This window comes from Castellaniella daejeonensis, assembly GCF_039523555.1.
Taxonomy (GTDB): Bacteria; Pseudomonadota; Gammaproteobacteria; order Burkholderiales; family Burkholderiaceae_B; genus Castellaniella; species Castellaniella daejeonensis.
In genome coordinates, this window is record NZ_BAAAFN010000015.1 from 164,691 (window position 1) to 188,129 (window position 23,439).

General features: G+C 68.3%; 18 protein-coding genes and 1 pseudogene. 16 read left to right on the forward strand and 3 right to left on the reverse strand.

Annotated features, from left to right (window positions below; genetic code table 11):
• Positions 1–90 precede the first annotated feature (90 nt).
• Positions 91–1,287 carry an MFS transporter gene (locus ABD022_RS10480; RefSeq protein ID WP_325123850.1) on the forward strand — a complete coding sequence of 399 codons (1,197 nt, stop codon included), beginning with the start codon at positions 91–93 and terminating at the stop codon, positions 1,285–1,287.
• A 185-nt stretch (positions 1,288–1,472) separates the two neighbouring features.
• Positions 1,473–1,961 carry a single-stranded DNA-binding protein gene (gene ssb, locus ABD022_RS10485; RefSeq protein WP_325123851.1) on the forward strand — a complete coding sequence of 163 codons (489 nt, stop codon included), beginning with the start codon at positions 1,473–1,475 and terminating at the stop codon, positions 1,959–1,961.
• 81 nt (positions 1,962–2,042) lie between these two features.
• Here ssb and ABD022_RS10490 read toward each other — a convergent pair whose 3' ends face one another.
• Positions 2,043–2,747 carry a glutathione S-transferase family protein gene (locus tag ABD022_RS10490; RefSeq protein WP_325123852.1) on the reverse strand — a complete coding sequence of 235 codons (705 nt, stop codon included), beginning with the start codon at positions 2,745–2,747 and terminating at the stop codon, positions 2,043–2,045.
• A 140-nt stretch (positions 2,748–2,887) separates the two neighbouring features.
• On the opposite strand from ABD022_RS10490, the gene ABD022_RS10495 reads away from it, so the two are divergent.
• The 4 genes from ABD022_RS10495 to ABD022_RS10510 all read left to right on the forward strand — a co-directional run bounded on the left by ABD022_RS10495 (position 2,888) and on the right by ABD022_RS10510 (position 6,428).
• Entirely contained in the window at positions 2,888–3,502 is a 615-nt protein-coding gene (locus tag ABD022_RS10495) for a TetR/AcrR family transcriptional regulator (protein ID WP_343821263.1), read from the forward strand.
• Positions 3,503–3,569: 67 nt separating this feature from the next.
• Positions 3,570–4,265: a glutathione S-transferase N-terminal domain-containing protein gene (locus tag ABD022_RS10500; RefSeq protein ID WP_325123854.1), complete on the forward strand. Its 696-nt coding sequence runs from the start codon at positions 3,570–3,572 to the stop codon at positions 4,263–4,265.
• A 10-nt stretch (positions 4,266–4,275) separates the two neighbouring features.
• Positions 4,276–5,205 carry a patatin-like phospholipase family protein gene (locus ABD022_RS10505; RefSeq protein WP_325123855.1) on the forward strand — a complete coding sequence of 310 codons (930 nt, stop codon included), beginning with the start codon at positions 4,276–4,278 and terminating at the stop codon, positions 5,203–5,205.
• A gap of 101 nt (positions 5,206–5,306) precedes the next feature.
• Positions 5,307–6,428 (forward strand): hypothetical protein, encoded by a 1,122-nt coding sequence (locus ABD022_RS10510; protein ID WP_325123856.1) that lies wholly within the window; start codon positions 5,307–5,309, stop codon positions 6,426–6,428.
• Positions 6,429–6,467: 39 nt separating this feature from the next.
• Here the strand turns inward: ABD022_RS10510 and ABD022_RS10515 are convergent, their stop codons facing one another.
• A complete protein-coding gene (locus tag ABD022_RS10515) occupies positions 6,468–7,007 on the reverse strand; it encodes a cyanophycin metabolism-associated DUF1854 family protein (RefSeq protein WP_325123857.1) in 540 nt (179 codons plus the stop codon).
• Positions 6,997–9,249, reverse strand: coding sequence for a cyanophycin metabolism-associated ABC transporter (locus ABD022_RS10520; protein WP_343821265.1), 2,253 nt, complete (start codon positions 9,247–9,249; stop codon positions 6,997–6,999). The genes ABD022_RS10515 and ABD022_RS10520 overlap by 11 nt, the downstream gene beginning before the upstream one ends.
• 240 nt (positions 9,250–9,489) lie before the next feature.
• Here ABD022_RS10520 and ABD022_RS10525 point away from each other — a divergent pair.
• The 10 genes and pseudogenes from ABD022_RS10525 to aspS all read left to right on the forward strand — a co-directional run.
• A pseudogene (locus ABD022_RS10525) lies at positions 9,490–11,640 on the forward strand (cyanophycin synthetase); the annotation flags it as partial.
• A gap of 93 nt (positions 11,641–11,733) precedes the next feature.
• Positions 11,734–14,364, forward strand: a complete 2,631-nt coding sequence (gene cphA, locus ABD022_RS10530; protein WP_325123860.1) for a cyanophycin synthetase — start codon at positions 11,734–11,736, stop codon at positions 14,362–14,364.
• Positions 14,351–15,217 (forward strand): peptidoglycan DD-metalloendopeptidase family protein, encoded by an 867-nt coding sequence (locus ABD022_RS10535; protein ID WP_325123861.1) that lies wholly within the window; start codon positions 14,351–14,353, stop codon positions 15,215–15,217. The genes cphA and ABD022_RS10535 overlap by 14 nt, the downstream gene beginning before the upstream one ends.
• A gap of 164 nt (positions 15,218–15,381) precedes the next feature.
• Positions 15,382–16,590 (forward strand): aminotransferase-like domain-containing protein, encoded by a 1,209-nt coding sequence (locus tag ABD022_RS10540; RefSeq protein ID WP_343821269.1) that lies wholly within the window; start codon positions 15,382–15,384, stop codon positions 16,588–16,590.
• Positions 16,587–17,540 carry a 4-hydroxybenzoate octaprenyltransferase gene (gene ubiA, locus ABD022_RS10545; protein ID WP_325123863.1) on the forward strand — a complete coding sequence of 318 codons (954 nt, stop codon included), beginning with the start codon at positions 16,587–16,589 and terminating at the stop codon, positions 17,538–17,540. The genes ABD022_RS10540 and ubiA overlap by 4 nt, the downstream gene beginning before the upstream one ends.
• Positions 17,541–17,656: 116 nt before the next feature.
• Positions 17,657–19,270, forward strand: a complete 1,614-nt coding sequence (locus ABD022_RS10550; RefSeq protein WP_343821272.1) for a GMC family oxidoreductase — start codon at positions 17,657–17,659, stop codon at positions 19,268–19,270.
• Between the two features lie 33 nt (positions 19,271–19,303).
• The gene (locus ABD022_RS10555) at positions 19,304–20,581 is read left to right on the forward strand and encodes a putative Na+/H+ antiporter (protein WP_325123865.1); all 1,278 of its coding nucleotides are present in this window, start codon (positions 19,304–19,306) and stop codon (positions 20,579–20,581) included.
• A gap of 100 nt (positions 20,582–20,681) precedes the next feature.
• Positions 20,682–20,942: an FmdB family zinc ribbon protein gene (locus tag ABD022_RS10560; RefSeq protein WP_343821274.1), complete on the forward strand. Its 261-nt coding sequence runs from the start codon at positions 20,682–20,684 to the stop codon at positions 20,940–20,942.
• Between the two features lie 12 nt (positions 20,943–20,954).
• Complete coding sequence (locus ABD022_RS10565) at positions 20,955–21,605, forward strand: DUF502 domain-containing protein (RefSeq protein WP_325123867.1); 651 nt, start codon at positions 20,955–20,957, stop codon at positions 21,603–21,605.
• Positions 21,606–21,636: 31 nt separating this feature from the next.
• The gene (gene aspS / locus ABD022_RS10570) at positions 21,637–23,430 is read left to right on the forward strand and encodes an aspartate--tRNA ligase (RefSeq protein WP_343821276.1); all 1,794 of its coding nucleotides are present in this window, start codon (positions 21,637–21,639) and stop codon (positions 23,428–23,430) included.
• The last annotated feature ends 9 nt before the right edge of the window (positions 23,431–23,439 follow it).

Genomic DNA, 23,439 nt, shown 5'->3' on the forward strand with positions numbered 1-23,439 from the left:
TCGAAGCCGGGTGATCCGCAGGGGAGTTCAGGTTTTTCAAAGGCCAACTTGATACTATAACGCGCAGCTTCTCTTCTATTGGCGCTTCCCATGTCCGCACCTTCCCGTCCGCGTTCGTCCGCGCTTCGGCTGACTCCCCTGGAACGGCGCAGCAGCATTGCGCTGGCGACCCTGTTTGCCGCCCGGATGCTGGGCCTGTTCCTGCTGACGCCGATCTTTGCCGTGGCCGCGCGCACCCTGGCCGGCGGCGACGATCCCGCGCGGGTGGGCCTGGCCCTGGGGGCGTACGGCCTGACCCAGGCGATCATGCAGATTCCGCTGGGCATGGCGTCCGACCGCTACGGACGCCGCCCGGTGATCGTGTTCGGCATGCTGCTGTTCGTGGTGGGCGGGGTGATCTGCGCCCTGACCAATGACGTGGACTGGGTCACGGTCGGGCGCGTGGTGCAGGGCCTGGGGGCCGTGTCGGCCGCCATCACGGCCTGGATCGCCGATGCCACCCGCCCCGAAGTCCGCACGCGCGCTATGGCCATGGTCGGCGGGTCGATCGGGATATCCTTTGCCCTGTCGCTGGTGCTCTCGCCCCTGCTGGTGGGCGAATTCGGTCTGTCCGGGCTGTTCTGGGCCATCAGCCTGCTGGGTTTCGCCTGCCTGCTGATTGCCATGTTCTTCGTGCCGGACGTGCCGCGCTCCGAAGCCGACATCGTCCAGGCCACGGCGCACGACGTGCTGGGGCACCGCGACCTGCTGCGGCTCAATTTCGGCGTCTTCTGCCTGCATTTCATCCTGATGTCGCTGTTCATGGTGGCGCCCGGGCTGCTGGGCCGCCTGGGCGGCTACGATTCCGCCAGCCTGTGGCAGGTCTACCTGCCGGTCATCCTGGCGTCCTTCGTCCTCATGGTGCCGGCCGTCTTCCACACGGAAAAACGCAAGGCCCACAAGCCCGCGCTCGAATGGGCGGTGCTGGGCCTGGCGGTGGTGCTGGGCCTGCTGCCCTGGCTGATGGATTCATTCTGGCTGGTGGTCTCGGCCTTCGTCGCCTTTTTCGTGGCCTTCAACATCCTGGAAGCCCTGCAGCCTTCGCTGGTCTCGCGCGTGGCGCCGCCCGCCTACAAGGGCCTGGCGCTGGGGTTCTACAACACTGCCCAGTCCCTGGGGGTGTTCGCCGGCGGCGTGCTGGGGGGCATCCTGGCGCGCACCGGTGGCGCGGCCATGGTGTTCTGGGCCGGCGCCGTGCTGGCGGCCGTCTGGCTGTACACGGCGCGCGGGTTCAAGGACCCGCGCTGATCCGGGCCTCGCGTCCGCGGCCCGACGTGGAGCCGGACCGCAGGGGCGGGCACCGCGCCTTCCCGGCGGCTTGTAGGTGATATCCCGCGTGGGCGATAATGATCATTTGATGCATTTCGATGTGCCCGGGGCGACGCAAGTCCCCGATAATGGCAGCCACATCGTTCACTACAGGATCCTGCACCATGGCCTCCGTCAACAAAGTCATTCTCGTCGGCAACCTGGGGCGTGACCCCGAAGTCCGTTACAGCCCCGATGGTGCGGCGATCTGCAACGTCTCCATCGCCACCACGTCCCAATGGAAGGACAAGGCCACGGGCGAGCGCCGCGAAGAAACCGAATGGCACCGCGTGGTGTTCTACAACCGCCTGGCCGAGATCGCGGGCGAATACCTGAAGAAGGGCCGTTCGGTCTACGTCGAGGGCCGCCTGAAGACCCGCAAGTGGCAAGACAAGGAAACCGGCGCCGACCGCTACAGCACCGAAATCGTTGCCGACCAGATGCAGATGCTGGGCGGGCGCGAAGGCGGTGGGGAAATGGGCGGCGGCGATGCGGGCGGCTTCTCGCAGCCCCCGGCCCGGCGTGCGCCGCAGCAGCAGCAACCGCGCCCGGCCGCTCCCGCGGCGGCGCCGGCCAGCAACCTGGCCGACATGGACGACGACATCCCGTTTTAAGCTTCACCTGCCGCGCCCGGGTTTTGCCGATGATGGCCCGCGCTCCTTCCCGGAGGCGGGCCTTTTCGTCGGGACGGCCGTTCAGGCCGCCGGCGGAAAATTCGAAGGGAACAGCGCCCGCCGGGTCTCTTCGTCGTTCACCTTCTTGAATTCGATGTCCGATCCGACCTTGCGCGCGCGTGCGGCGGCGGGCCGGGCATCGATGCCTTCGAACCAGCGCCGGATGTTCGGGTAGGACGCCCAGGGGTCGGTGGCGCCCTTCAGCACCTTGGGCGCCCTGTCCAGCCATCCCCAGGCGGACATGTCGGCGATGGTGTATTCGTCGCCGACGATGAAGGTCCGGCCGGCCAGGTGGCCGTCCAGGACCTGGTAGTGGCGCTCGGCCTCGCGGCGGTAGCGGTTGACGGCGTAGTCGAGGCCCGCGGGCGCCGCATACTGGAAATGCACTGCCTGCCCCGAAAACGGCCCCAGGCCGGTGCCCAGGAACAGCAGCCAGGACAGCAGCTGCGGGCGATCCTGGGGTCGGCCCAGGAAGCGCCCGGTCTTCTCTGCCAGGTAGATCAGGATCGCGGTCGAATCGAAGACCGTCGCCGCGCGGCCGTCCGGGCCGTCGAAATCCACGATCGCCGGCACCTTACCGTTCGGGTTGATCTTGCGGAATGCCGGGTCGTGCTGCTGGCCCTTGCTGGTGTCAACCGGCACGACTTCGTAGTCCAGGCCGGCCTCTTCCAGGAAGAGCGAGACCTTGGCCGGATTGGGTGTTGGGTGGAAGTAGAAATGGATCATGAGCAAAGGCTCCTGTCAGGGTGGGGCGGGCTGTGGCCGGTAAGGGCCGGATTGTGTTTTAAATCGATTGATCTAAAATAGTCAAGGGCAGGCCGGTATCATGACCGGCATGCACGGGGAAAGTCTGACTGATCGGCGATATGGGTAGGCCAAGAGAATTCGATGAGACCGAAGTCCTGGACGCGGCGGTCGATTGCTTCTGGGAGCACGGCTACGAGGCGACCTCGACCAGGGAACTGGCCGACAGGATGGGCCTGACCGGCGCCAGCCTGTACAACGCCTTCGGCGACAAGCGGACCCTGTACCGCAAGGCGCTCGATCATTACATCGAGACCAGCTTCGAGGAACGGGTGCGCCGGCTGGAAGGCCGGCTGCCGCCGCGGCAGGCCATCGGCGCCTTCTTTGCGGAAATCATCCAGCGCTCGCTGGACGATGACCGGCGCCGGGGATGCATGCTGGTGAATTCCGCGCTGGAAGTCGCGCCGCACGACCCGGAATGCCGGCAGATCGTGACTGGCGTCCTGGGGCACATCGAGGCCTTCTTCCGGCGGTGCGTCAAGGCCGGCCAGCAGGACGGCACGATCACGGCATCCCAATCCGCCACCGACCTGGCGCGGATGCTGCTGGGTGTCCATATCGGATTGCGCGTCGTGGCCAGGACGAGGCCCGAGCGCGCATTGCTCGAAGGCATGGTCCGTCCTGCGCTGGCGATGCTCGACCCCCTGGTGGGCCATGGCGGTGCGGCCGGCTCATGAACCGATTCGCACATGGCCGCGCACCTGGCGGCCCCGATGGAATTCCAACTCGACCGAGAGAATGAACGTGACGCTTGATCATCCGATTTTCGCCCGCTGGCCGGCCCGGCATCCGGACCGGCTTCAGCTCTTTTCCCTGCCGACGCCCAATGGCGTGAAAGCAGGCATCATGCTGGAGGAAACGGGCCTGGCCTACGAGCCCCACCGCATCGACATCTCGGCCGGCGAGAGCCATGATCCGGCCTTCCTGGCGCTGAATCCCAACGGCAAGATTCCGGCGATCTACGATCCGGACGGGCCGGGCGGGCGGCCGCTGGCCTTGTTCGAGTCGGGGGCGATCCTGATCTACCTTGCCGAAAAGACGGGGCAATTCCTTTCGGCCGACCCCGTCGCGCGCTACGAAACGATCCAGTGGCTGATGTGGCAGATGGGCGGGGTGGGGCCGATGTTCGGCCAGGTCGGCTTCTTCAACAAATTCGCCGGCAGGGACTACGAAGACAAGCGGCCGCGCGATCGCTATGCGGCCGAATCCGCCCGGCTGCTCGGCGTGCTCGATGACCGGCTCGCCGGCCGCGACTGGGTGATGGGCGCCGACTACAGCATCGCCGACATTTCATTGCTGGGCTGGGTGCGCAACCTGATCGGCTTCTACGAAGCACGCGAACTCGTGGGTTTCGACCGCTTTCATCACGTGCAGGCCTGGCTCGATCGCGGCCTAGCCCGCCCGGCGGTGCAGCGCGGTCTGGCCGTGACGACGGCATAGGGAGGCCGCCATGCGCGCATCGCCGGCCAGGATCGGACTGGCGCTGGGCAGCGGCTCGGCGCGTGGCTGGTCGCACATCGGGGTCATCCGCATGCTGGAAGAGGCCGGCATCGTGCCGGATGTCGTGTGCGGGACCTCGATCGGCGCGCTGGTCGGCGCGGCCTATGCCGACGGGCAACTGGAAAAATTCGAAACCTGGGTCCGGGGGTTGACCTGGCAGGGCGTGATGGGCCTGCTGGACTTCACCGTCAGCGGTGGCCTGATCCCGGGCGAAAAGCTGTTTTCCTTCCTGCGCTCTCATCTGGACGACAAAACGATCGGCAGCCTGCCCAAGGCCTACGGAGCGGTCGCCACCGAGCTGGCCACGGGCCGCGAGGTCTGGCTGCGCGAGGGTTCGGTGATCGATGCCGTGCGCGCGTCCGCCGCCTTGCCGGGCCTGTTCACTCCCGCGCGGCGCGATGGGCGCCTGCTGGTCGACGGTGCCCTGGTGAATCCGGTGCCCGTCTCCCTGTGCCGCGCCATGGGCGCGGACATCGTCATCGCGGTCGACCTGAACTCGGACCTGATCGGGCGCCGGCTCGGGCCGGATGCGGTGCCCGAAGCCGCCGTGCCGGCCTCGCCCGGGGCCCTCGGTTCGGTGCTGAGCAGGCTGCCGCTGGGGCTCGGGGGCGCCCGGACCCCGGCGCCGGAAGCCGTGGACATGCCGTCGATCTTCGACGTGCTGAGCATGAGCCTGAACATCATGCAGGTGCGCATCACGCGCAGCCGCCTGGCGGGCGAGCCGGCGGATGTGCTGATCCGCCCGCGCCTGGCGGATTTCGCCCTGATGGACTACCACCGTGCATCGATCGCGATCGACGAGGGCGAGCGGGCGGCGCGCAGGGCCTTGCCGGAATTGCGGGACGCGATCGGCCGGACCCAGGACGATCCGGCCGAATGACCGTGTCCACGCGGCCGGGGCGGCTGTATCCACAGGTTACAGCCGCCTCGGCCGCTTCTCTTTAGCATGTTGGTTTTTCGTTTCGGCCGGAGGCTGCCGTCGTGAATTCAATCGAGGGAGTGCGTGTACGCGGCGCTCTGGGCGGCATCGATGACGATGGCCTGCGGGCCTGGCTGTCCGATGACCGCTGGGCTTCCGGCATCGAGGAAACGCGCGGGATCGATGCCCAGGGTGCGTACCGGGATTTCAGGCTGGCCCGGGATGTGGCCGGACGCTGGGCGCCGGATGGCGACACGACGCAGCTTGCGCGGACCCTGGCCCTGGATCCCGAGGCGCACGCACTGGACCTGGAAAAGGAAATCTTCGTCGCTTTGCTGCTGTCGCCGTTGCGCTTCGATTTCCCCAGCGCTGGGGAACTGGCCGCGGCGGTGCGCGTGCGCCGCCGCATCGTGCAGGCCGCCCGGCGCACCGTGCTGGCCTTCGATACCGAGCAGGCCGAGCGCCCCGACTGCTGGTCCTGGAGCGAGGCAACCGGCTTCGTCCTGAAGCCGGGCCATGAACTGATCCCTTCGCTCGAACTCACGCTCTGGCCCGATCTGTCGGGCCGGCTGTTCTCCTTTTCATGCTACCGGGCAACGGAGTACGTGCTCCTGCTGGCGCTGGCCCAGGAGCTGGCCGAGAGCCATCCTGCCGCCCTGGCCGCATTGCAGCGTCAGTGGCGGACGCGGGCGATCCAGTCGGGTGCCTTCCACGACGTGTTTCTGCGGGAATACGGGTCGCTGCAGGCACCGCTGCCGTCCGGCTACTACGTCCCGGGCGACCGGCTGTGGTTCCGCAACCCCGACGCGGCATCGGCCGAAGTCGAAGGCTACGAGGGGTCCTGGGTGTTCTACCTGGGCGCGGGCCTTTTCACGAACTTCTGGAAGCCCGGCCAGCCGTACACCCTGGTCTCGAAATGCGTGGAGCTTCATCACTGGCGCGACGGCCTGCGCAAGGATGGCGCCCGTGCCTGGATCGATGAATCCGTGGTCGAGGCCCGCGTGGCCGAATCGCTGGCCGATCCGGAGCGGACGTCCCGTATCCTGGAACGCATGATGCGCCTGCGCGATCCGGGTGGCGTGTATGCCGAGGGTGGCTGCATCGACGCTTCGCGCGAGGCGCTGCGCTGTCTGCTGCCCGGTACCTGGGACCTGGGGCTGCCCAGCCTGGCTGCCGCCGGCTGAAGAGTCACCGCCGGCGGCCGGGCCGCCGTCCGGCGACATCTACAGGAAATGGTCCAGGATGCGGCGGCTGGCCTTGTCCAGCGCCGCCATGTCGCGCACCAGGAACTGCACCCCGTGGGCGTCGGTGATCAGTAGGGAAGCGGCCGGCAGGCGGCGGATGTCTTCCTCCGCCTTCAGGGTCAGGCGGGTCGGACCCCGGTCCGTTTCCACATCCCAGTGGCTGGGCGTCGCCCAGGTCGAGGCGTGGCGGATGCGCAGGATCTCCGGCCTGAATTCCCGCTGCCCCAGTTCCTCGTCCACCAGGCGGCGCGTTTCGGCAGGCAGCGCATCCAGGCGTTCGATCCAGGCCAGTTCCGTGCCCTGGGCGCCCATCAGCGCGATGCACTCGTCGGGGGCGGCAAAGGGAAAACCCCGGACGGGCGTGACCGGCGCGTCGGCCTGTCCGGGGCGCATCAGCACCAGCCGGCCGAAGGCGTCGCGCGCCAGCGACCAGTCCGGGCGCCCGGGCGCCGGAACGTCCGCCCGGGCGGACGGCAAGGGATGAGAGCCGGCATCCGCCGGCGCGTCGTCAGTGCGCATCGGAAGTTTCCTCGGCCTCATCTCCGGCCTCATCCCCATCCCAGCCAGTGGGATCCATCGGCGACTGGCCCTGCAATTGCGCGCGGTGGAGCCGTGCATACGCGCCGTCGCGGGCCAGCAGATCTTCGTGGCGGCCGATTTCCACGATCCGCCCGCGGTCCATGACGACCAGGCGGTCTGCCTCGCGCAGGGTGCTGAGGCGGTGGGCGATGGAAATCGTCGTGCGGCCGCGCACCAGGTTGTCCAGCGCCTTCTGGATCTCGTTTTCGGTGGTGGTGTCCACGGACGAGGTGGCCTCGTCCAGGATCAGGATGGGCGGGTCGATCAGCAGGGCGCGGGCGATCGAGATGCGCTGGCGTTCGCCGCCGGACAGCGCCTGGCCGCGCTCGCCGACCAGGGAGTCGTAGCCGTGCGGCAGGCGCAGGATGAATTCGTGGGCGTGGGCGGCGCGGGCGGCAGCGACGATCTCGGCGCGGCTGGCGTCGGGCCGGCCGTAGGCGATGTTCTCGGCCACCGTGCCGTAGAACAGGAAAGGCTCCTGCAGCACCAGGCCGATGTGCCGCCGGTAGTCGGCGATGGCGTATCGGCGGATGTCCGTGCCATCCAGGCGGATGGATCCGCCGGATACGTCGTAGAAGCGGCAGATCAGGTTGACGAGGGTGCTTTTGCCCGAACCGCTGTGCCCGACCAGGCCGACCATCTCGCCCGGGGCGATGTCCAGGCTCAGGTCGTGGATCACCGTGCGGCTGCCGTAGCGGAAGCTGACGTGGCTGAGATCGATGCGGCCCTGGATGCGCTCGGCGCGGTGGGGCGTGGCGGGCTCGGGCACGCTGGAGACGTGGTCCAGGATGTCGAAGATGCGCTTGGCGCCCGCCGCGGCCCGCTGGGTGGTCGAGACGATGCGGCTCATGGAATCCAGGCGCACGTAGAAGCGGCTGATGTAGGCCAGGAAGGCGGTCAGCACGCCGACGGAGATCGAATTCCTGGACACCAGCCAGATGCCGAAGACCCACACCACCAGCAGGCCCAGCTCCGTGAGCAGCGTGATCGTGGGGGTGAACAGGGCCCAGAGGGCGTTGACGCGGTCGTTGATGGCCAGGTTGCGGTCGTTGGCTTCGCGAAAGCGCGCGACTTCACGGCGTTCCTGGGCGAAGGCCTTGACCACGCGGATGCCGGGGATGGTGTCGGCCAGCACGTTGGTGATGTCCGACCAGACGCGGTCGGCTTTCTCGAAACCGTGGCGCAGGCGGTCGCGCACCCAATGGATCATCCACAGGATCAGCGGCAGCGGCGCCAGGGTCGCCAGCGCCAGCAGCGGGTCGATCGTCAGCAGCACGATCGCGGTCATCGCGATCATGAGCACGTCGGTGACGAAGTCCAGCAGATGCAGGGACAGGAACAGGCAGATGCGGTCGGATTCCGAGCCGATGCGGGCAATCAGGTCGCCGGTGCGCTTGCCGCCGAAATACTGCAGGGAAAGCTGCTGCAGGTGCTGGTAGGTGGCGGTGCGCAAGTCGGCGCCGATGCGCTCGCTGACCCAGGCCAGGATGGCGCTGCGCGCCCAGCCCAGCCCCCAGGCGAGGATCGACGAGGCGAGCAGGCCGCCCAGGTAGAACGACACCAGGCGATAGTCGATCGGCGTCCCGTTCTGGAAGGGAATCAGCACGTCGTCCATCAGCGGCATGGTGAGATAGGGCGGCACCAGCGAGGCCGCCGTGGCCGCCAGGGTGAGGGCCAGGCCGGCCGCCAGTTGCCGCCCGTAGGGTCGGGCGAAACGCCACAGGCGGAACAATGCGCTGGCCCGCGGCGCGGCCGGCGCGGGGACGGTGGGCGCTTCGGCTGCATCGGAGTGCGCCGGCTCGTGCAGGCCCTGCCAGGCGGCCACCAGGCGCTGGGCTTCGGGCTGGCGTTCCAGCGTGTAGCGCCAGCGCGCCAGCCGGGTGTGGCTGTCGGCCAGTTCGAGGCTGCCCACCCCGGCGTGGTCCTGCTGCCGTATCTCCAGATCGGGACGCAAAGGCCAGGACCGGCTGGCCTGGGGGTCGGATCCGCAGGCCAGCCAGCGGCGGTCGGTCAGGACGACCAGCCCTTCGCTGTAGCACAGGCGGTGATCCAGGTTGGTGCGCAGCCAGCCCAGGATGCGCTCGCCGGCAGCGAGCTGGGAAACGAGGGCCGTGCGCCACGGCTCGGGCAGGCCCGGCGGGCACGGAACGGCCAGCGAGGAATCGGGGGAAAGGCCCTGCATGAACGAGGATGGTCTGGAGGGGTGTTGTCGCGGATCGAAGCGGGGTGATCGGGGCGGTGTTCAGGGGCCTGTAAGCGTGTTTTCAGGGCATTTTCAGCGCAAGAAATCGCGTCACAATTTTCAACTCTTTTTCTATGCCGCGCAATAACGGCGAGATTAATATGTGTGCCGATGTTTCACGGCGGCCGCCAGGAAAGGCGGCCGTTTTCGCCGGCCCCGGCCCTTACGCATGGTTCGATCATGAGCAACAGGAATATTGAGTTTCTCAATATGGTGCATCTAAGGGGGCCGAACATCTGGGCCTACCGGCCCGTCATCGAGGCGCTGGTGGACATCCACGATCTCGAGGACTGCCCTTCCAATCTCATTCCCGGTTTCTACGAACGTCTGAGCGCCTGGCTGCCGTCGCTGGTCGAGCATCGCTGCAGCGTGGGCGAGCGGGGCGGGTTCCTGAAGCGGGTGCGCGAAGGCACGTGGCCGGCCCACATCCTGGAGCACGTCACCCTGGAATTGCAGAGCCTGGCCGGCATGCCGGGCGGACTGGGGCGTGCGCGGGAAACGCCGCTGCGTGGCGTCTACAAGGTGATCGTGCGCGCCTGGTACGAGCCGCTCACGCGCGAGGCGCTGCACGTCGCGCGCGACCTGGTCATGGCCGCGATCGAGGACCGGCCCTTCGACGTGGCCGGCGCGGTCGAACGGCTGAAGGATCTGGCCGACTCCCTGAGCCTGGGGCCCAGCACGGCATGCATCGTGGACGCCGCGGACGAACGGGACATCCCGGCGATCCGCCTGAACGACGCTAATCTGTTGCAACTGGGCTACGGCGCGCGCCAGCGCCGCATCTGGACGGCGGAAACCAGCCGCACCAGCGCCATCGCCGAAAGCATCTCGCGAGATAAGGACCTGACCCGCAGGCTGCTGCAGTCCTGCGGCGTGCCGGTGCCCGAGGGGCGCCTGGTGGACAGTGCCACGCAGGCCTGGGATGTGGCGCAGGAACTGGGCCTGCCCGTGGTCGTCAAGCCGTCTGACGGCAACCATGGGCGCGGCGTCTTCACCTGCCTGACCACGCGCGAACAGATCGAGGCGGCCTATGCCGTGGCGGTGGACGAGGGCAGCGGCGTCATGGTCGAGCGTTTCATCCAGGGCGACGAGCATCGCCTGCTGGTGGTGGGTGGCCGGGTGGTGGCCGCCGCGCGGGGCGAGGCTGCGATGGTGGTCGGCGACGGGACGTCAACCGTGCGGCAACTGATCGAAAGCCAGCTCAATTCCGATCCCCGCCGCGGCCGCGACGAGGACCATCCCCTGAACTTCATCCGCCTGGATTCCGCGGCACGCCTGGAGCTTGAGCGCCAGGGGCTGCATGGAGACGCGGTGCCCGAGCGGGGCCGTGCGGTGCTCGTCCAGCGCAGCGGCAACGTGTCCATCGATGTCACCGACGAGGTGCATCCGGACGTGGCCGCGCAGGTGGCGCTGGCGGCCCGCGTGGTCGGCCTGGACATCGCCGGTGTCGATCTGGTGGCGCGCGATATCTCGCGGCCCCTGGAAGAACAGCAGGCCGCCATTGTCGAAGTCAACGCGGGCCCGGGTCTGCTGATGCACCTGAAACCCGCCGTGGGCAAGCCGCGGCCGGTCGGCCGCGCCATCATCGACGACCTGTTCCCGGCGCCCGAAGACGGGCGCATTCCGGTGATCGGGATCAGCGGCAGCCGGCCCGCCGCGCCGGTCGCTCACCTGATTGCGCACTTGCTGCGCCTGGCCGGCCGCGTGGTGGGCCTGGCTTCGTCCGAAGGGTTGTTCATGGGGGCCGTCCAGGTGACGGCGCAGGATTCCGCGCACTGGGAGGCGGCGCGCCGCGTCCTGCTGAACCGGGCGGTCGAATACGCCGTGATCGAGAATGGCGGCCGCGCCATCCTGGGCGAAGGCCTGGCCTACGATCGCTGTCAGATCGGCGTGGTCACGGGCATCGATCCGGACGTGACCTGGCCGGAGTTCTACATGGAAACGCCCGAGCAGCTGGCGCGGATCTTCCGCACGCAGGTCGATGTCGTCCTGCCGGGCGGGGCCGCCGTCCTGAATGCGGACGATCCCCTGACGGTGGAATTGGCGCAATTGTGCGACGGCGTGGTGGTGTTCTATGGCCTGGATCCGGACGGCGCTGCCGTGCGTGCCCATTTGCGCGCCGGCGGCCGCGCCGTCACCGTGCACGGCGGCATGGCGGTGCTGTGCGAGGACGGGATCCAGATCCCCGTGATCGCCCTGGACGAACTCGCCCCGGCGATCGATGCGGCGGGGCCTGCGCCGGTGCTGGCGGCCCTGGCCGTGGCCTGGGTCCTGGGGCTGGACATCGAGCGCATGCGTGTCGGGCTGCGCACCTGGAACACTCCCCGGATACCCGACGAGCCGCCGCTCGCCGCCTGATTTCTTTCTGGCCAGGCGGGACGGCCGCCGGGCTTTCCCACGACCCTTCCAAGGACATTGGCCATCATGGAAGTCTCACGAGTGCGGGCCCTGCGCGGGCCCAATCTGTGGTCGCGCCAGACCGCGATCGAAGCCATCGTTGCATGTTCGGAAAGCGAACGCGCGATCGGCGACATGGATGTGTTCGAAACGCGCCTGCGGGCGCGTTTTCCCGACCTCGACCTGCCCCGGCCCCCGGGTCTGGAGGGCATCCATTCGCTGGCGCACATCCTGGCGGCCGCGGCCTTGCGGCTGCAGACCCAGGCGGGCTGCCCGGTGGCCTTCTGCCGCGTGGCGCAGACCCTGGAGCCCGGCATCTACCAGGTGGTGATCGAGTACGTCGAGGAAGCGGTCGGCCGCCTGGCATTCGACCGGGCACTGGAGCTGTGCATGGCCACGCTGAGCGACGCGCCCTTCGACACGGGCGCAGCGATCGCCGAACTGAAGGCCTTGTACGAGGACGTCCGGCTGGGCCCCAGCACCGGTGCGATCGTGCAGGCCGCCGTACGCCGGGGCATTCCGTACCGGCGCCTGACCGGGGGCAGCCTGGTGCAGTTCGGCTGGGGGCGCCGCCAACGCCGCATCCAGGCGGCCGAGAGCGACGCCAGCGGGGCCATTGCCGAGGCCATCGCCCAGGACAAGTCCCTGACCAAGGCGCTGCTCGCGTCGGCCGGCGTTTCGGTGCCTCAGGGCCGTTGCGTCGAGAGCGCCGAGGATGCCTGGGCCGCGGCCTGCGAAATCGGCGGACCGGTCGTGATCAAGCCGCTGGACGGCAACCAGGGCAAGGGCGTGGCGGTGAACGTGCAGGGGCGGGAGCCGGTGATGGCAGCCTATGCCGTGGCCCGCGCGCATGGCTCCGGCGTGCTGGTGGAGCGCTATTTTCCCGGCCATGATTTTCGCCTGCTGGTGGTGGGCGACCGCCTGGTCGCGGCGGCACGGCGCGATCCGCCCCAGGTGGTGGGCGACGGCAGCCGCACCATCGCGGAACTGGTCGAACAGGTCAACCAGGATCCGCAACGCGGCGAAGGGCACGGGACGTCCCTGACGCGCATCCGGCTCGACGAGATCGCCTTGAACACCCTGGCCGCACAAGGCTTCGATCCCGGATCGGTGCCGGCGCCCGGCGTCTGTGTGGTGCTGCGCAACAATGCCAATCTGAGCACCGGCGGGACCGCCACGGACGTGACCGACCATGTGCATCCCGACCTGGCGGCCAGCGCCGTCATGGCGGCGCGCATGGTGGGGCTGGACATCTGCGGCATCGACGTGGTGAGCCGGGATGTCTACCAGCCGCTGACGCCCGAGACCGGCTGCATCGTCGAGGTCAACGCGGCGCCCGGCCTGCGCATGCACCTGGATCCGTCGTTCGGCACGGGGCGCGACGTGGGCGGGGCCATCGCCGACATGCTGTTTCCCCCGGGCGAAACGGGCCGGATCCCGGTGGTGGCGGTGACGGGCACCAACGGCAAGACCACGACCGTGCGCCTGCTCGCGCACTTGTGCGCCGGGACGGGCGCCTGCGTGGGCATGACCAATTCCGACGGCGTCTACGTTGGCGGCCGGCGCATCGACAAGGGCGACTGCAGCGGGCCGCGCAGCGCGCGCAATGTGCTGCTGCATCCGGACGTGGACCTGGCGGTCTTCGAGACCGCGCGCGGAGGCATCCTGCGCGAAGGCCTGGCCTTCGACCGCTGCGACGTGGCCGTGGTGACCAACATCGGGATCGGGGATCACCTGGGGTTGAACTACATCAGTACGGTCGAGGACCTGGCCATCGTCAAGCGAGTCATCGTCGAGAACGTGGCGCCCACGGGCATGGCTGTCCTGAACGCCCAGGATCCCATCGTCGCCAGGATGGCGCCCGGTTGTCCCGGCCGTGTCACCTTCTTCGCCCGCGACGGCCATCATCCGGTGATCGAAACCCACCGGGCGCAGGGCGGGCGGGTGGTGTTCGTCGACCAGGGCGACCTGGTGTTCGCGCAGGCCGGTGTCGAGACGCGCATCGAACTGGCCGCGGTGCCCCTGACCCGTGCCGGGAGCATCGGCTTCCAGGTCGAGAACACCATGGCCGCCGCTGCCGCGGCCTGGGCGCTGGATGTGGACTGGATCCGCATCCAGGGGGGCCTGGCGACGTTCGTCAACGATGCCGGAACCGTGCCGGGCCGCTTCAATGTGTTCGACTATCGGGGCGCCACGCTGATCGCCGATTACGGCCACAACCCGGATGCGATCCTGGCGCTGGTGGAAGCGGTGGAGACCCTGCCCGCGCGGCGCCGCACCGTGGTGATCAGCGGGGCGGGGGACCGGCGCGACCAGGACATCCGCCGGCAGACGGAAATCCTGGGCAACGTGTTCGATACGGTCGTGCTGTACCAGGACCAGTGCCAGCGCGGGCGTGGCGACGGTGAGGTCCTGGCCCTGCTGCGCGAAGGCCTGCGGGCGGCCCGGCGCATGAGCCGGCTGGAAGAGATCCGCGGCGAATTCCTGGCCATCGATACCGCCCTGGACACCCTGGAGCCCGGCGACCTGTGCCTGGTCCTGATCGACCAGGTCGAAGAGGCGCTGGCCCATATCGCCCGGCGGCTGGAGTCCCGGGACGACGAGGCGGCTACAATGCCCGCCTCGGGAAAAACAGTGCAAGCGCATGCCTATCAGTAGTCCGAATCTGCGCCGCCTGGCCGGCGCCCTGGTGCTGCTGGGTGCGGCCCTGGCGGCCGCGCCAGCGGGGGCGCGTGGATACATCGGCCGCACGCTCGACATGCCCGTGCCGGGCGGCGTGGCGGTGGTTTCCCTGGGAACGGGCAGCCAGGTCCCGCGCGCCAGCTACGCGGGCCGGCGTGTAATGGTGATCCGCGACAGCGACGGCGAATGGATCGCCCTGGTGGGCATTCCCCTGGGTACCGCACCGGGGCGCCAGTCCCTGCTGGTGCAGGACGGGCCCGAGGCCGCATTCACCGTCCGGGCCAAGGAATACGCGGCCCAGCACATCCGCTTGAAAAACCGCCGGCAGGTCACGCCCGATCCCGACGATCTCAAGCGGATCGAGCGCGAGCTCGACCTGCAGCTGAACGCCTATCGCACATACCGGGACGGCGTCGTGCCGAGCAACGTCATCCTGGACCGTCCCGTCGCCGGCGGACGCCTGTCCAGCCCGTTCGGTCTGCGGCGCTTCTTCAACGGCGAAGAACGCAACCCGCATTCGGGCCTGGATTTCGCCGTGCCTGCCGGTACGCCCGTCAAGGCGCCGGCGGCCGGGCGGGTGACGCTGGTGGGGGATTATTTCTTCAACGGCAAGACCGTGTTCATCGATCATGGCCAGGGCTTCGTCAGCATGTTCTGCCATCTGTCGGCCATCGATGTGAAGGCGGGCGACGAGGTTGCGCGCGGTGCCGTGGTGGGCCGGGTGGGCGCGACCGGACGGGCCACGGGACCGCATCTGCACTGGAACGTCAGCCTGAACGATGCGCGGGTGGACCCCGCCCTCTTCATCGGCGCTGCGAAGCGGCCGTAGGCGGATCGGCTGCGCGCCGCCCCGGAGCCGGCAGCCCCATGGCTCCGCGGGCGTGCTTGATTTAATATACGAAGCTTCACCTGCGCCGCCCGCCCGCGGATCCGGGCTGACCGGCGATTTCCAGACGACCGGCCCACAAGGCAGGCCCTATTCGGAATCAATCCATGGACACGTCCGTTTCCCACACGATTTTCTCCCAGCGCGCCAACCAGCTCACCAGTTCGGCGATCCGCGAAATCCTCAAGATCACCGAGCGGCCCGAGGTCATCTCGTTCGCCGGCGGCCTGCCTTCGCCCGAAGGCTTCCCGATCCCCGAGCTGCGGGCGGCCTTCGACCGGGTGCTGTCCACCCAGGGGGCCACGGCATTGCAGTACGGCCGCACCGAAGGCTACACGCCGCTGCGCGAATGGGTCGCCCAGGATCTGTCGCGTCCGGGGCTGGACATCGACCCCGAGGAAGTCCTGATCGTATCGGGCTCGCAGCAGGCCCTGGACATGCTCGGCAAGCTGTTCATCGATGCGGGGTCGCGCGTGCTGGTGGAAGCCCCCAGCTATCTCGGGGCCCTGCAGTCGTTTTCCCAGTTCCAGCCGGAATACCGGACCGTGCCCACCGACGAGCGCGGCCTGGTGCCCGAGGCCCTGGACGGCGATCTCGCCCGGGGCGCCCGCTTCATCTACGTGCTGCCCAACTTCCAGAATCCCACCGGCCTGACGCTGGACCGCGCGCGCCGCCAGGCCCTGGTCGAGCGCTGCGCCCGGCTGGGCCTGCCCATCGTCGAAGACGATCCCTACGGCGAACTGCGCTATGCGGGCGAACCGCAGCCGGGCCTGCTCGAACTGGGCCGTCCGGTGGGCGCCACCGTGATCCGCCTGGGCACCTTTTCCAAGGTCCTGGCGCCCGGCATGCGCCTGGGCTACGTCGTGGCGCCGCGCCACATCATCTCCAAGCTGGTGCAGATCAAGCAGGCCACCGACCTGCACACTGCCACGGTCACCCAGATGGCGGTCTACGAGGCCGTGCGCGGCGGGTTCCTGCGCGAACACCTGCCCAAGGTACGCGAGCTCTATCGCCGCCAGTGCGGCTACATGCTCGACGCCCTGCAGGCCCATTTCCCGTCCGATGCGCGCTGGACCCGCCCCGAGGGCGGCATGTTCATCTGGGTCACCCTGCGCGAATCCATCGACACCACGCAGCTGCTGCAGGCGGCGATCCAGCGCAACGTGGCCTTCGTGCCGGGCGCGCCGTTCTACGCGAGCGCCGATGCGCCGGTGAACACCCTGCGCCTGAGCTTCGTCACCGTGCCCGAGGACCGCATCAGCGCCGGCGTGCGCACGCTGGGCGAACTCATCGGTCCGGCACCCGAACGCGCATGACGGCGGGCGGCCCCCCCAACGGCCCGGAGCGTGCGGGGCCCGATCTGTCGGACATGCGCTTCGACGATTGGGTGGCCCGCTGGCTGCCCGTGTCCTGGGGGCCCTATGCGCGCCTGTGCCGGCTGGACCGCCCCGTGGGCACCTGGCTGACCCTGCTGCCGGCCCTGGCCGCGCTGGTCCAGGCGGCCGACGGGCTGCCAACCCTGTGGCGTATCGCGGTGTTCTCGCTGGGGGCGCTGCTGATGCGCGGCCTGGGCTGCACCTTCAACGACATCTTCGACCGGGATTTCGATCACCGCGTGGAACGCACGCGCTTCCGCCCCCTGACCAGCGGCCAGCTCACCCTGCGCGCGGCGCTGTGGTTCGCGCTGGCGCAGATATTGGTCAGCGCCACGCTGCTGCTGGCGATCAATGCCTACAGCCGCTGGCTGGCGCTGGCGCTGCTGCCGCTGGTGGTGATCTATCCCCTGTGCAAGCGGTTCACCTACTGGCCCCAGGCGGTGCTGGGGGCGGCCTTCAACTGGGGCATGCTGATGGCCTGGTCCGATACGCGCGACGCGGTGCCCTGGTATGCCGTGGCCATGTGGCTGGGAGCCGTGTTGTGGCAGATCGGCTACGACGCCATCTATGCCTACATCGACTTGCGCGACGACCGCATGCTGGGCCTGAAGTCGGTCGCCATGCGTTTCGGCGACCGGGGCCGTGCCTGGATCGGCGGCATGTACGCCGCCACGGCCTTCCTGTGGACCGCTTCGGGCTGGGGAATGGGCATGGACTGGCCCTACTACCTGGTCATGGCCGTCATCGCCGGTCATTTCGTCTGGCAGGTGCGTGTCTTCGACGTGCGCCACCCCGAGCGCGGCCTGCGCCTGTTCCGCTCCAACATGCAGGTCGGCGTGCTGTTGATCGCTGCAGCCCTTGCGGGCACGGTGCTGCGGCCCTGGCTGTAGCGCGGCACCGCCTTCGGGCGGGCCGCCTTCTGGCGCTGCCCCGGCGTTGCGGATAGACTGGACCCCACCAGAAAAATGACGGGGTCGTCCGACGGCTCCGCAGGAGACAGCACACCATGACCACGGAAGCGCCGGACGCCGCCGCGCTGGAATTCGACTACGTCATCGTCGGGGCCGGCTCGGCCGGCTGCCTGCTGGCCAATCGCCTCTCGCGCGAACACCGCGTCCTGCTGCTCGAGGCGGGCGGCGCCGACGACTGGCGCTGGATCCACATCCCGGTGGGCTATCTGTATTGCATCGGCAATCCGCGCACGGACTGGTGCTACCACACCCAGCCGGACCCGGGGCTGAACTACCGTTCCCTGGGCTACCCGCGCGGCCGGGTGCTGGGCGGTTCGTCCTCGATCAACGGCATGCTCTACCTGCGCGGACAGGCTGCCGACTACGATGGCTGGAAAGCGCTCGGCAACCCCGGCTGGTCCTGGGCCGACGTGCTGCCGCTGTTCCGGGACGTCGAAGACCATCACGCCGGGGCCAGCGAATTCCACGGCGCCTCGGGCACCTGGCGGGTCGAACCCCAGCGCCTGCGCTGGGACGTGCTCGATGCGTTCCGCGATGCGGCGGCCCAGGCGGGCATCGAACGCACCGACGACTTCAACCGGGGCGACAACGCCGGCTGCAACTACTTCGAGGTCAACCAGCGCCGGGGCGTGCGCTGGAACGCGGCCAAGGCCTTTCTGCGCCCCGTCATGCACCGCGACACGCTGCGCGTGATGACCGGCGTGCGGGTGGAACGCATCCGCTTTTCCGGACGGCGCGCCACCGGCGTGGATTGCGTGGCGGACGGCGGCCGCCTGCGTGCCGTGGCGCGGCGGGAACTCATCCTGGCTGCCGGGGCGATCGGCTCGCCCCAGTTGCTTCAGGTGTCCGGCGTCGGCTCCGCCGAACGCCTGCGCAAGCTGGGCATCCCGATCGTGCTGGACCTGCCCGGCGTGGGCGAAAATCTCCAGGACCATCTCCAGCTGCGCATGATCTACCGCCTGAAAGGCGCCCGCACCTTGAACACCCTGGTCCATTCATGGCGGGGCAAGGTCGCGATGGGGCTGCAGTACGCCTTGTTTCGCAGCGGCCCGCTTGCCATGGCGCCCTCGCAGCTGGGCGCCTTCGCGCGTTCGGACCCTTCCCGGCCGCGGCCAAACCTGGAATACCATGTCCAGCCCCTCTCGCTGGACAAGTTCGGCGACCCGTTGCACGATTTCCCGGCCCTGACGGCTTCGGTCTGCAATCTGCAGCCCGGCAGCCGGGGCCATGTGCGCATCGTCTCGCCCAATGCCGCCGATGCGCCGGAAATCCTCTGCAACTACCTGCAGACTCCCGAAGACCGCGCCGTGGCGGCCGACGCCCTGCGCCTGACGCGGCGCATCATGGCCCAGCCCGCGATGGCGCGCTATCAGCCCAGTGAATACCTGCCGGGCGATGCGGTCCAGACCCAGGAAGAACTCGAGGCCGCGGCGGGCGATATTGGCACCACCATCTTCCATCCGGTGGGCACATGTAAAATGGGCGTCGATCCGTTGGCCGTGGTGGATCCGGAACTGCGCGTCCGGGGGGTGGAAAGCCTGCGTGTGATCGATGCATCCATCATGCCGGTCATCACATCGGGCAACACCAATTCGCCGACGATCATGATTGCCGAAAAGGGCGCACGCCTGATTCTGGGCAGCGCCTGAATCCCCTTTTAGTCTTTCACTCAGGACCCGGACATGGTCAGTCATACCGAGGTCGTGGCAAGCATTCTGTTTGCCATCGCCATCATCCACACGTTCTCAGTACCCGTCTTTGCCCGGCTGGCCAACAAGGGCGGACCGCATGCCGGTCTGTGGCACCTGTTGTCCGAAGTCGAGGCCGTGTTCGGCGTCTGGGCCTGTGTGCTGTTCATCTGGATGGGGCTGACCCTGGGTGTGCACGGTGCGGTCGAATACCTGGATACGCGCAATTTCACCGAGCCGGCCTTCGTCTTCGTGATCATGGTGGTGGCGGCCAGCCGGCCCATCATCGAGCTGGTCCGTCTGGTGGTCGACATGGTGTCGCGCCTGCTGCCGGTGGCCGGCGAGCTCTCGCGATTTTTCGTCATCATGACCCTGGTGCCGCTGTCGGGATCCCTGATCACCGAGCCGGCCGCCATGACCCTGGCGGCCCTGCTGCTGCGCCAGGCCTACTTCCGCAGGCCCGGCCAGGACGGCTTCAAGTACCTGACCGTCGGCGTGCTGTTCGTGAACGTGTCCATCGGCGGGGTGCTGACCGCCTACGCCGCGCCGCCGGTGCTGATGGTGGCGCACACCTTCGGCTGGGATTCGCTCTTCATGGCCACCCACTTCGGCTGGCGCGCCCTGCTCGCCGTGCTGATCAACGGCCTGGTCCTGACGCTGATCTGCCGGCCCTTCCTGCTCAACGGCAGCATCGGCGTCCAGGAGAACGAGGGCGAGCGCCGCCCGCCGGTGTCTCCCGTGGTCATGGGCGTGCACGTCCTGTTCCTGGTGGGCGTCGTGCTGTCGTCGCACCACATGCAGATCTTCATGGCCCTGCTGGTGCTGTTCATCGGCTATGCCCACGCCTACAAGCGGCACCAGTCGCCCCTGCTGCTGCGCGAAGGCCTGATGGTCGGTTTCTTCCTCGCGGGCCTGGTGGTGCTGGGCGGCCTGCAGCAATGGTGGCTGCAGGATCTGCTGGGGGGGCTGTCGCCCTATGTCCTGTACGTGGGCGCCACGGCCCTGACGGCGGTCACCGACAACGCGGCCCTGACCTACCTGGGGTCGCTGGTCGAGGGCACCGGCGAACTCTGGCGCTACATGCTGGTGGCCGGCGCGGTCACGGGCGGCGGCCTGACCGTGATCGCCAACGCTCCGAACCCGGCCGGATTTTCCATCCTGAAGGGCTGCTTCGGCGATGGCACCATCGCGCCGTTGCGCCTGCTGGCCGCGGCCGCCCTGCCGACGCTGGTGGCCGCGGTGATGTTCCTGCTGCCCAATTCGTTTGCCTGACGGCGTCCGGCCCACCCGGCCCCGCCTGGGGGCTGCCGGGTGGGCCCTTGCTGCAAAAGGATTAAAATCCAGGCCGTCGATCATTTCGGAATCATGTGCTGTGCCTATCTACGCCTATCGTTGCAGCCGCTGCGGCCATGAGCAGGACGTGCTGCGGAAACTCTCGGATCCCCCGCTGAAGACCTGCCCGGCCTGCGGCCAGGATACCTATGAAAAGCAAGTGACGGCGGCCGGCTTCCGCCTGAAGGGAACCGGCTGGTATGCGACCGACTTTCGCGGAGGCGGGCAATCCGCGCCGAAATCGGCCGACACGGCGGGGGGCGGATCCTCTTCGTCCGCGCCCGCCTCGACGTCGGGCTGACGCCCATCATCCATGCGCTTCCTCAAACGCTACTTCATCACGGGGCTGCTGATCTGGTTGCCGCTGGTCGCCACGGTCTGGGTTCTGGCCGTGCTGGCCAGCACGCTCGGTTCCCTGGTGCCGTCGTTCCTTTCGCCCGAAGCGCTGTTCGGGGTGGCGATTCCGGGATTCGAGCTGGTGCTGGTCCTGGCCGTGATCTTCATCACGGGGCTGTTCTGCGCCAATTTCATCGGCCGCGCCATTCTGTCGCGCTGGGAATCCCTGCTGGGACGCATCCCCCTGGTGCGCTCCATTTATAATTCGGTCAAGCAGGTCAGCGACACCGTGTTCGCGCCCAACGGCCAGGCCTTCCGCGAGGCCGTGCTGGTGCAGTATCCGCGCCGGGGCGCCTGGACCATCGGTTTCCTGACCGGCACCCCCTGCACCGAAATCGCCGCGCTGCTGGAAGGCGATTTCGTCAGCGTCTACGTGCCCACGACGCCCAATCCGACGTCGGGCTTCTTCCTGATGATGCCGCGCGCCGATGTCCAGGTGCTCGACATGTCGGTGGAGACGGCACTGAAATACATCGTGTCCATGGGTGTGGTGGCGCCGCCCGGCCTGCCGCCCCAGACACAGATGGATCTGCCAGCCGTGGAATCCCCCGGCGGGCAGGCCCATTGAAACCCGAACAATTCCTCAGACGGAGCCATTCTTGAACCGCACTTGCTACACCGGCGAGGTGTCCAAAGCCCACCTCGACCAGACCGTGACCCTGTTCGGCTGGGTACATCGCCGCCGCGACCATGGCGGCGTGATCTTCATCGACCTGCGCGACCGCGCGGGTCTGGCCCAGGTGGTGGTGGATCCGGACAACAAGGCCGCGTTCGAGACCGCCGAGCGGATCCGCAACGAATACTGCCTGCGGATCACCGGCCTGGTGCGCCTGCGCCCCGAAGGCACCACCAATCCCGACCTGCTCTCGGGCGAGGTCGAAATCCTCTGCCGCGAGATCGAGATCCTCAACGCCTCGGTCACGCCGCCGTTCCAGCTCGACGACGACAACCTGTCCGAGACCACGCGCCTGACGCACCGGGTGCTGGACCTGCGCCGTCCGCAGATGCAGCGCAACCTGATGCTGCGCTACCGCGTGTCGATGGTGGCGCGCAACTACCTGGACGCCCTGGGCTTCATCGACATCGAGACCCCGATGCTGACCCGCAGCACGCCGGAAGGCGCGCGCGACTACCTGGTGCCCTCGCGCGTGAATCCGGGCGAATTCTTCGCGCTGCCCCAGTCGCCGCAGCTGTTCAAGCAGATGCTGATGGTGTCCGGCTTCGACCGCTACTACCAGATCACCAAGTGCTTCCGCGACGAAGACCTGCGGGCCGACCGGCAGCCTGAATTCACCCAGATCGATTGCGAGACCTCCTTCCTGGACGAAGTCCAGATCCGGGAAATCTTCGAAGGCATGGTGCGCCAGATCTACCGGCAGGTGCTCGACGTGGCGTTGCCCGATCCCTTCCCCGTCATGAGCTGGGAAGAAGCCATGCGCCGCTTCGGCTCGGACAAGCCCGACCTGCGCGTGAAGCTGGAATTCGTCGACGTGGCCGACCTGATGCGCGACGTGGACTTCAAGGTCTTCGCCGGCCCGGCCAACGACCCGGCCAGCCGCGTGGTGGCCTTGCGCGTGCCCGGCGGCGCCAGCCTGCCTCGCAGCGAGATCGATGCCTACACCCAGTTCGTCGGCATTTATGGCGCGCGCGGCCTTGCCTACATCAAGGTCAACGATGCCGGCTCGATCCCCGACGGCCTGCAGTCGCCCATCGTCAAGAACATCCATGCCGACGCACTGCGCGCCCTGATCGAGCGCACCGGCGCGCAGGACGGCGACCTGATCTTCTTCGGCGCCGACCGGGCCAAGGTCGTTGCCGATGCCATCGGCGCCCTGCGCGTGAAGATCGGCCAGAGCGAGTTCGGCCGTGCCAACGGCCTGTTCGAGCCGGGCTGGAAGCCGCTCTGGGTAGTGGATTTCCCCATGTTCGAATACGACGAGGGCGAGGGCCGCTACACCGCCGCGCACCATCCGTTCACCTGCCCCAAGCCGGGCCACGAAGACTTGCTGGAATCCGATCCCGGCAAGGCGCTGGCACGGGCCTACGACATGGTCATGAACGGCTGGGAAATCGGTGGCGGCTCCGAGCGTATCCACCGTGCCGACGTCCAGCGCAAGGTCTTCAAGGCCCTGAAGATCGACGAGGAAGAAGCACGCCTGAAGTTCGGCTTCCTGCTCGACGCCCTGCAGTACGGCGCGCCGCCGCACGGTGGCCTGGCCTTCGGCCTGGATCGCCTGGTGACGCTGATGGCGGGGGCCGAATCCATCCGCGACGTGATCGCCTTCCCCAAGACGCAGCGTGCCCAGTGCCTGCTGACGCAGGCGCCGTCGGCCGTGGACGAAAAGCAGCTGCGCGAGCTGCATATCCGCCTGCGCCAGACGGAAGCCAATTAGGCGCGGAGA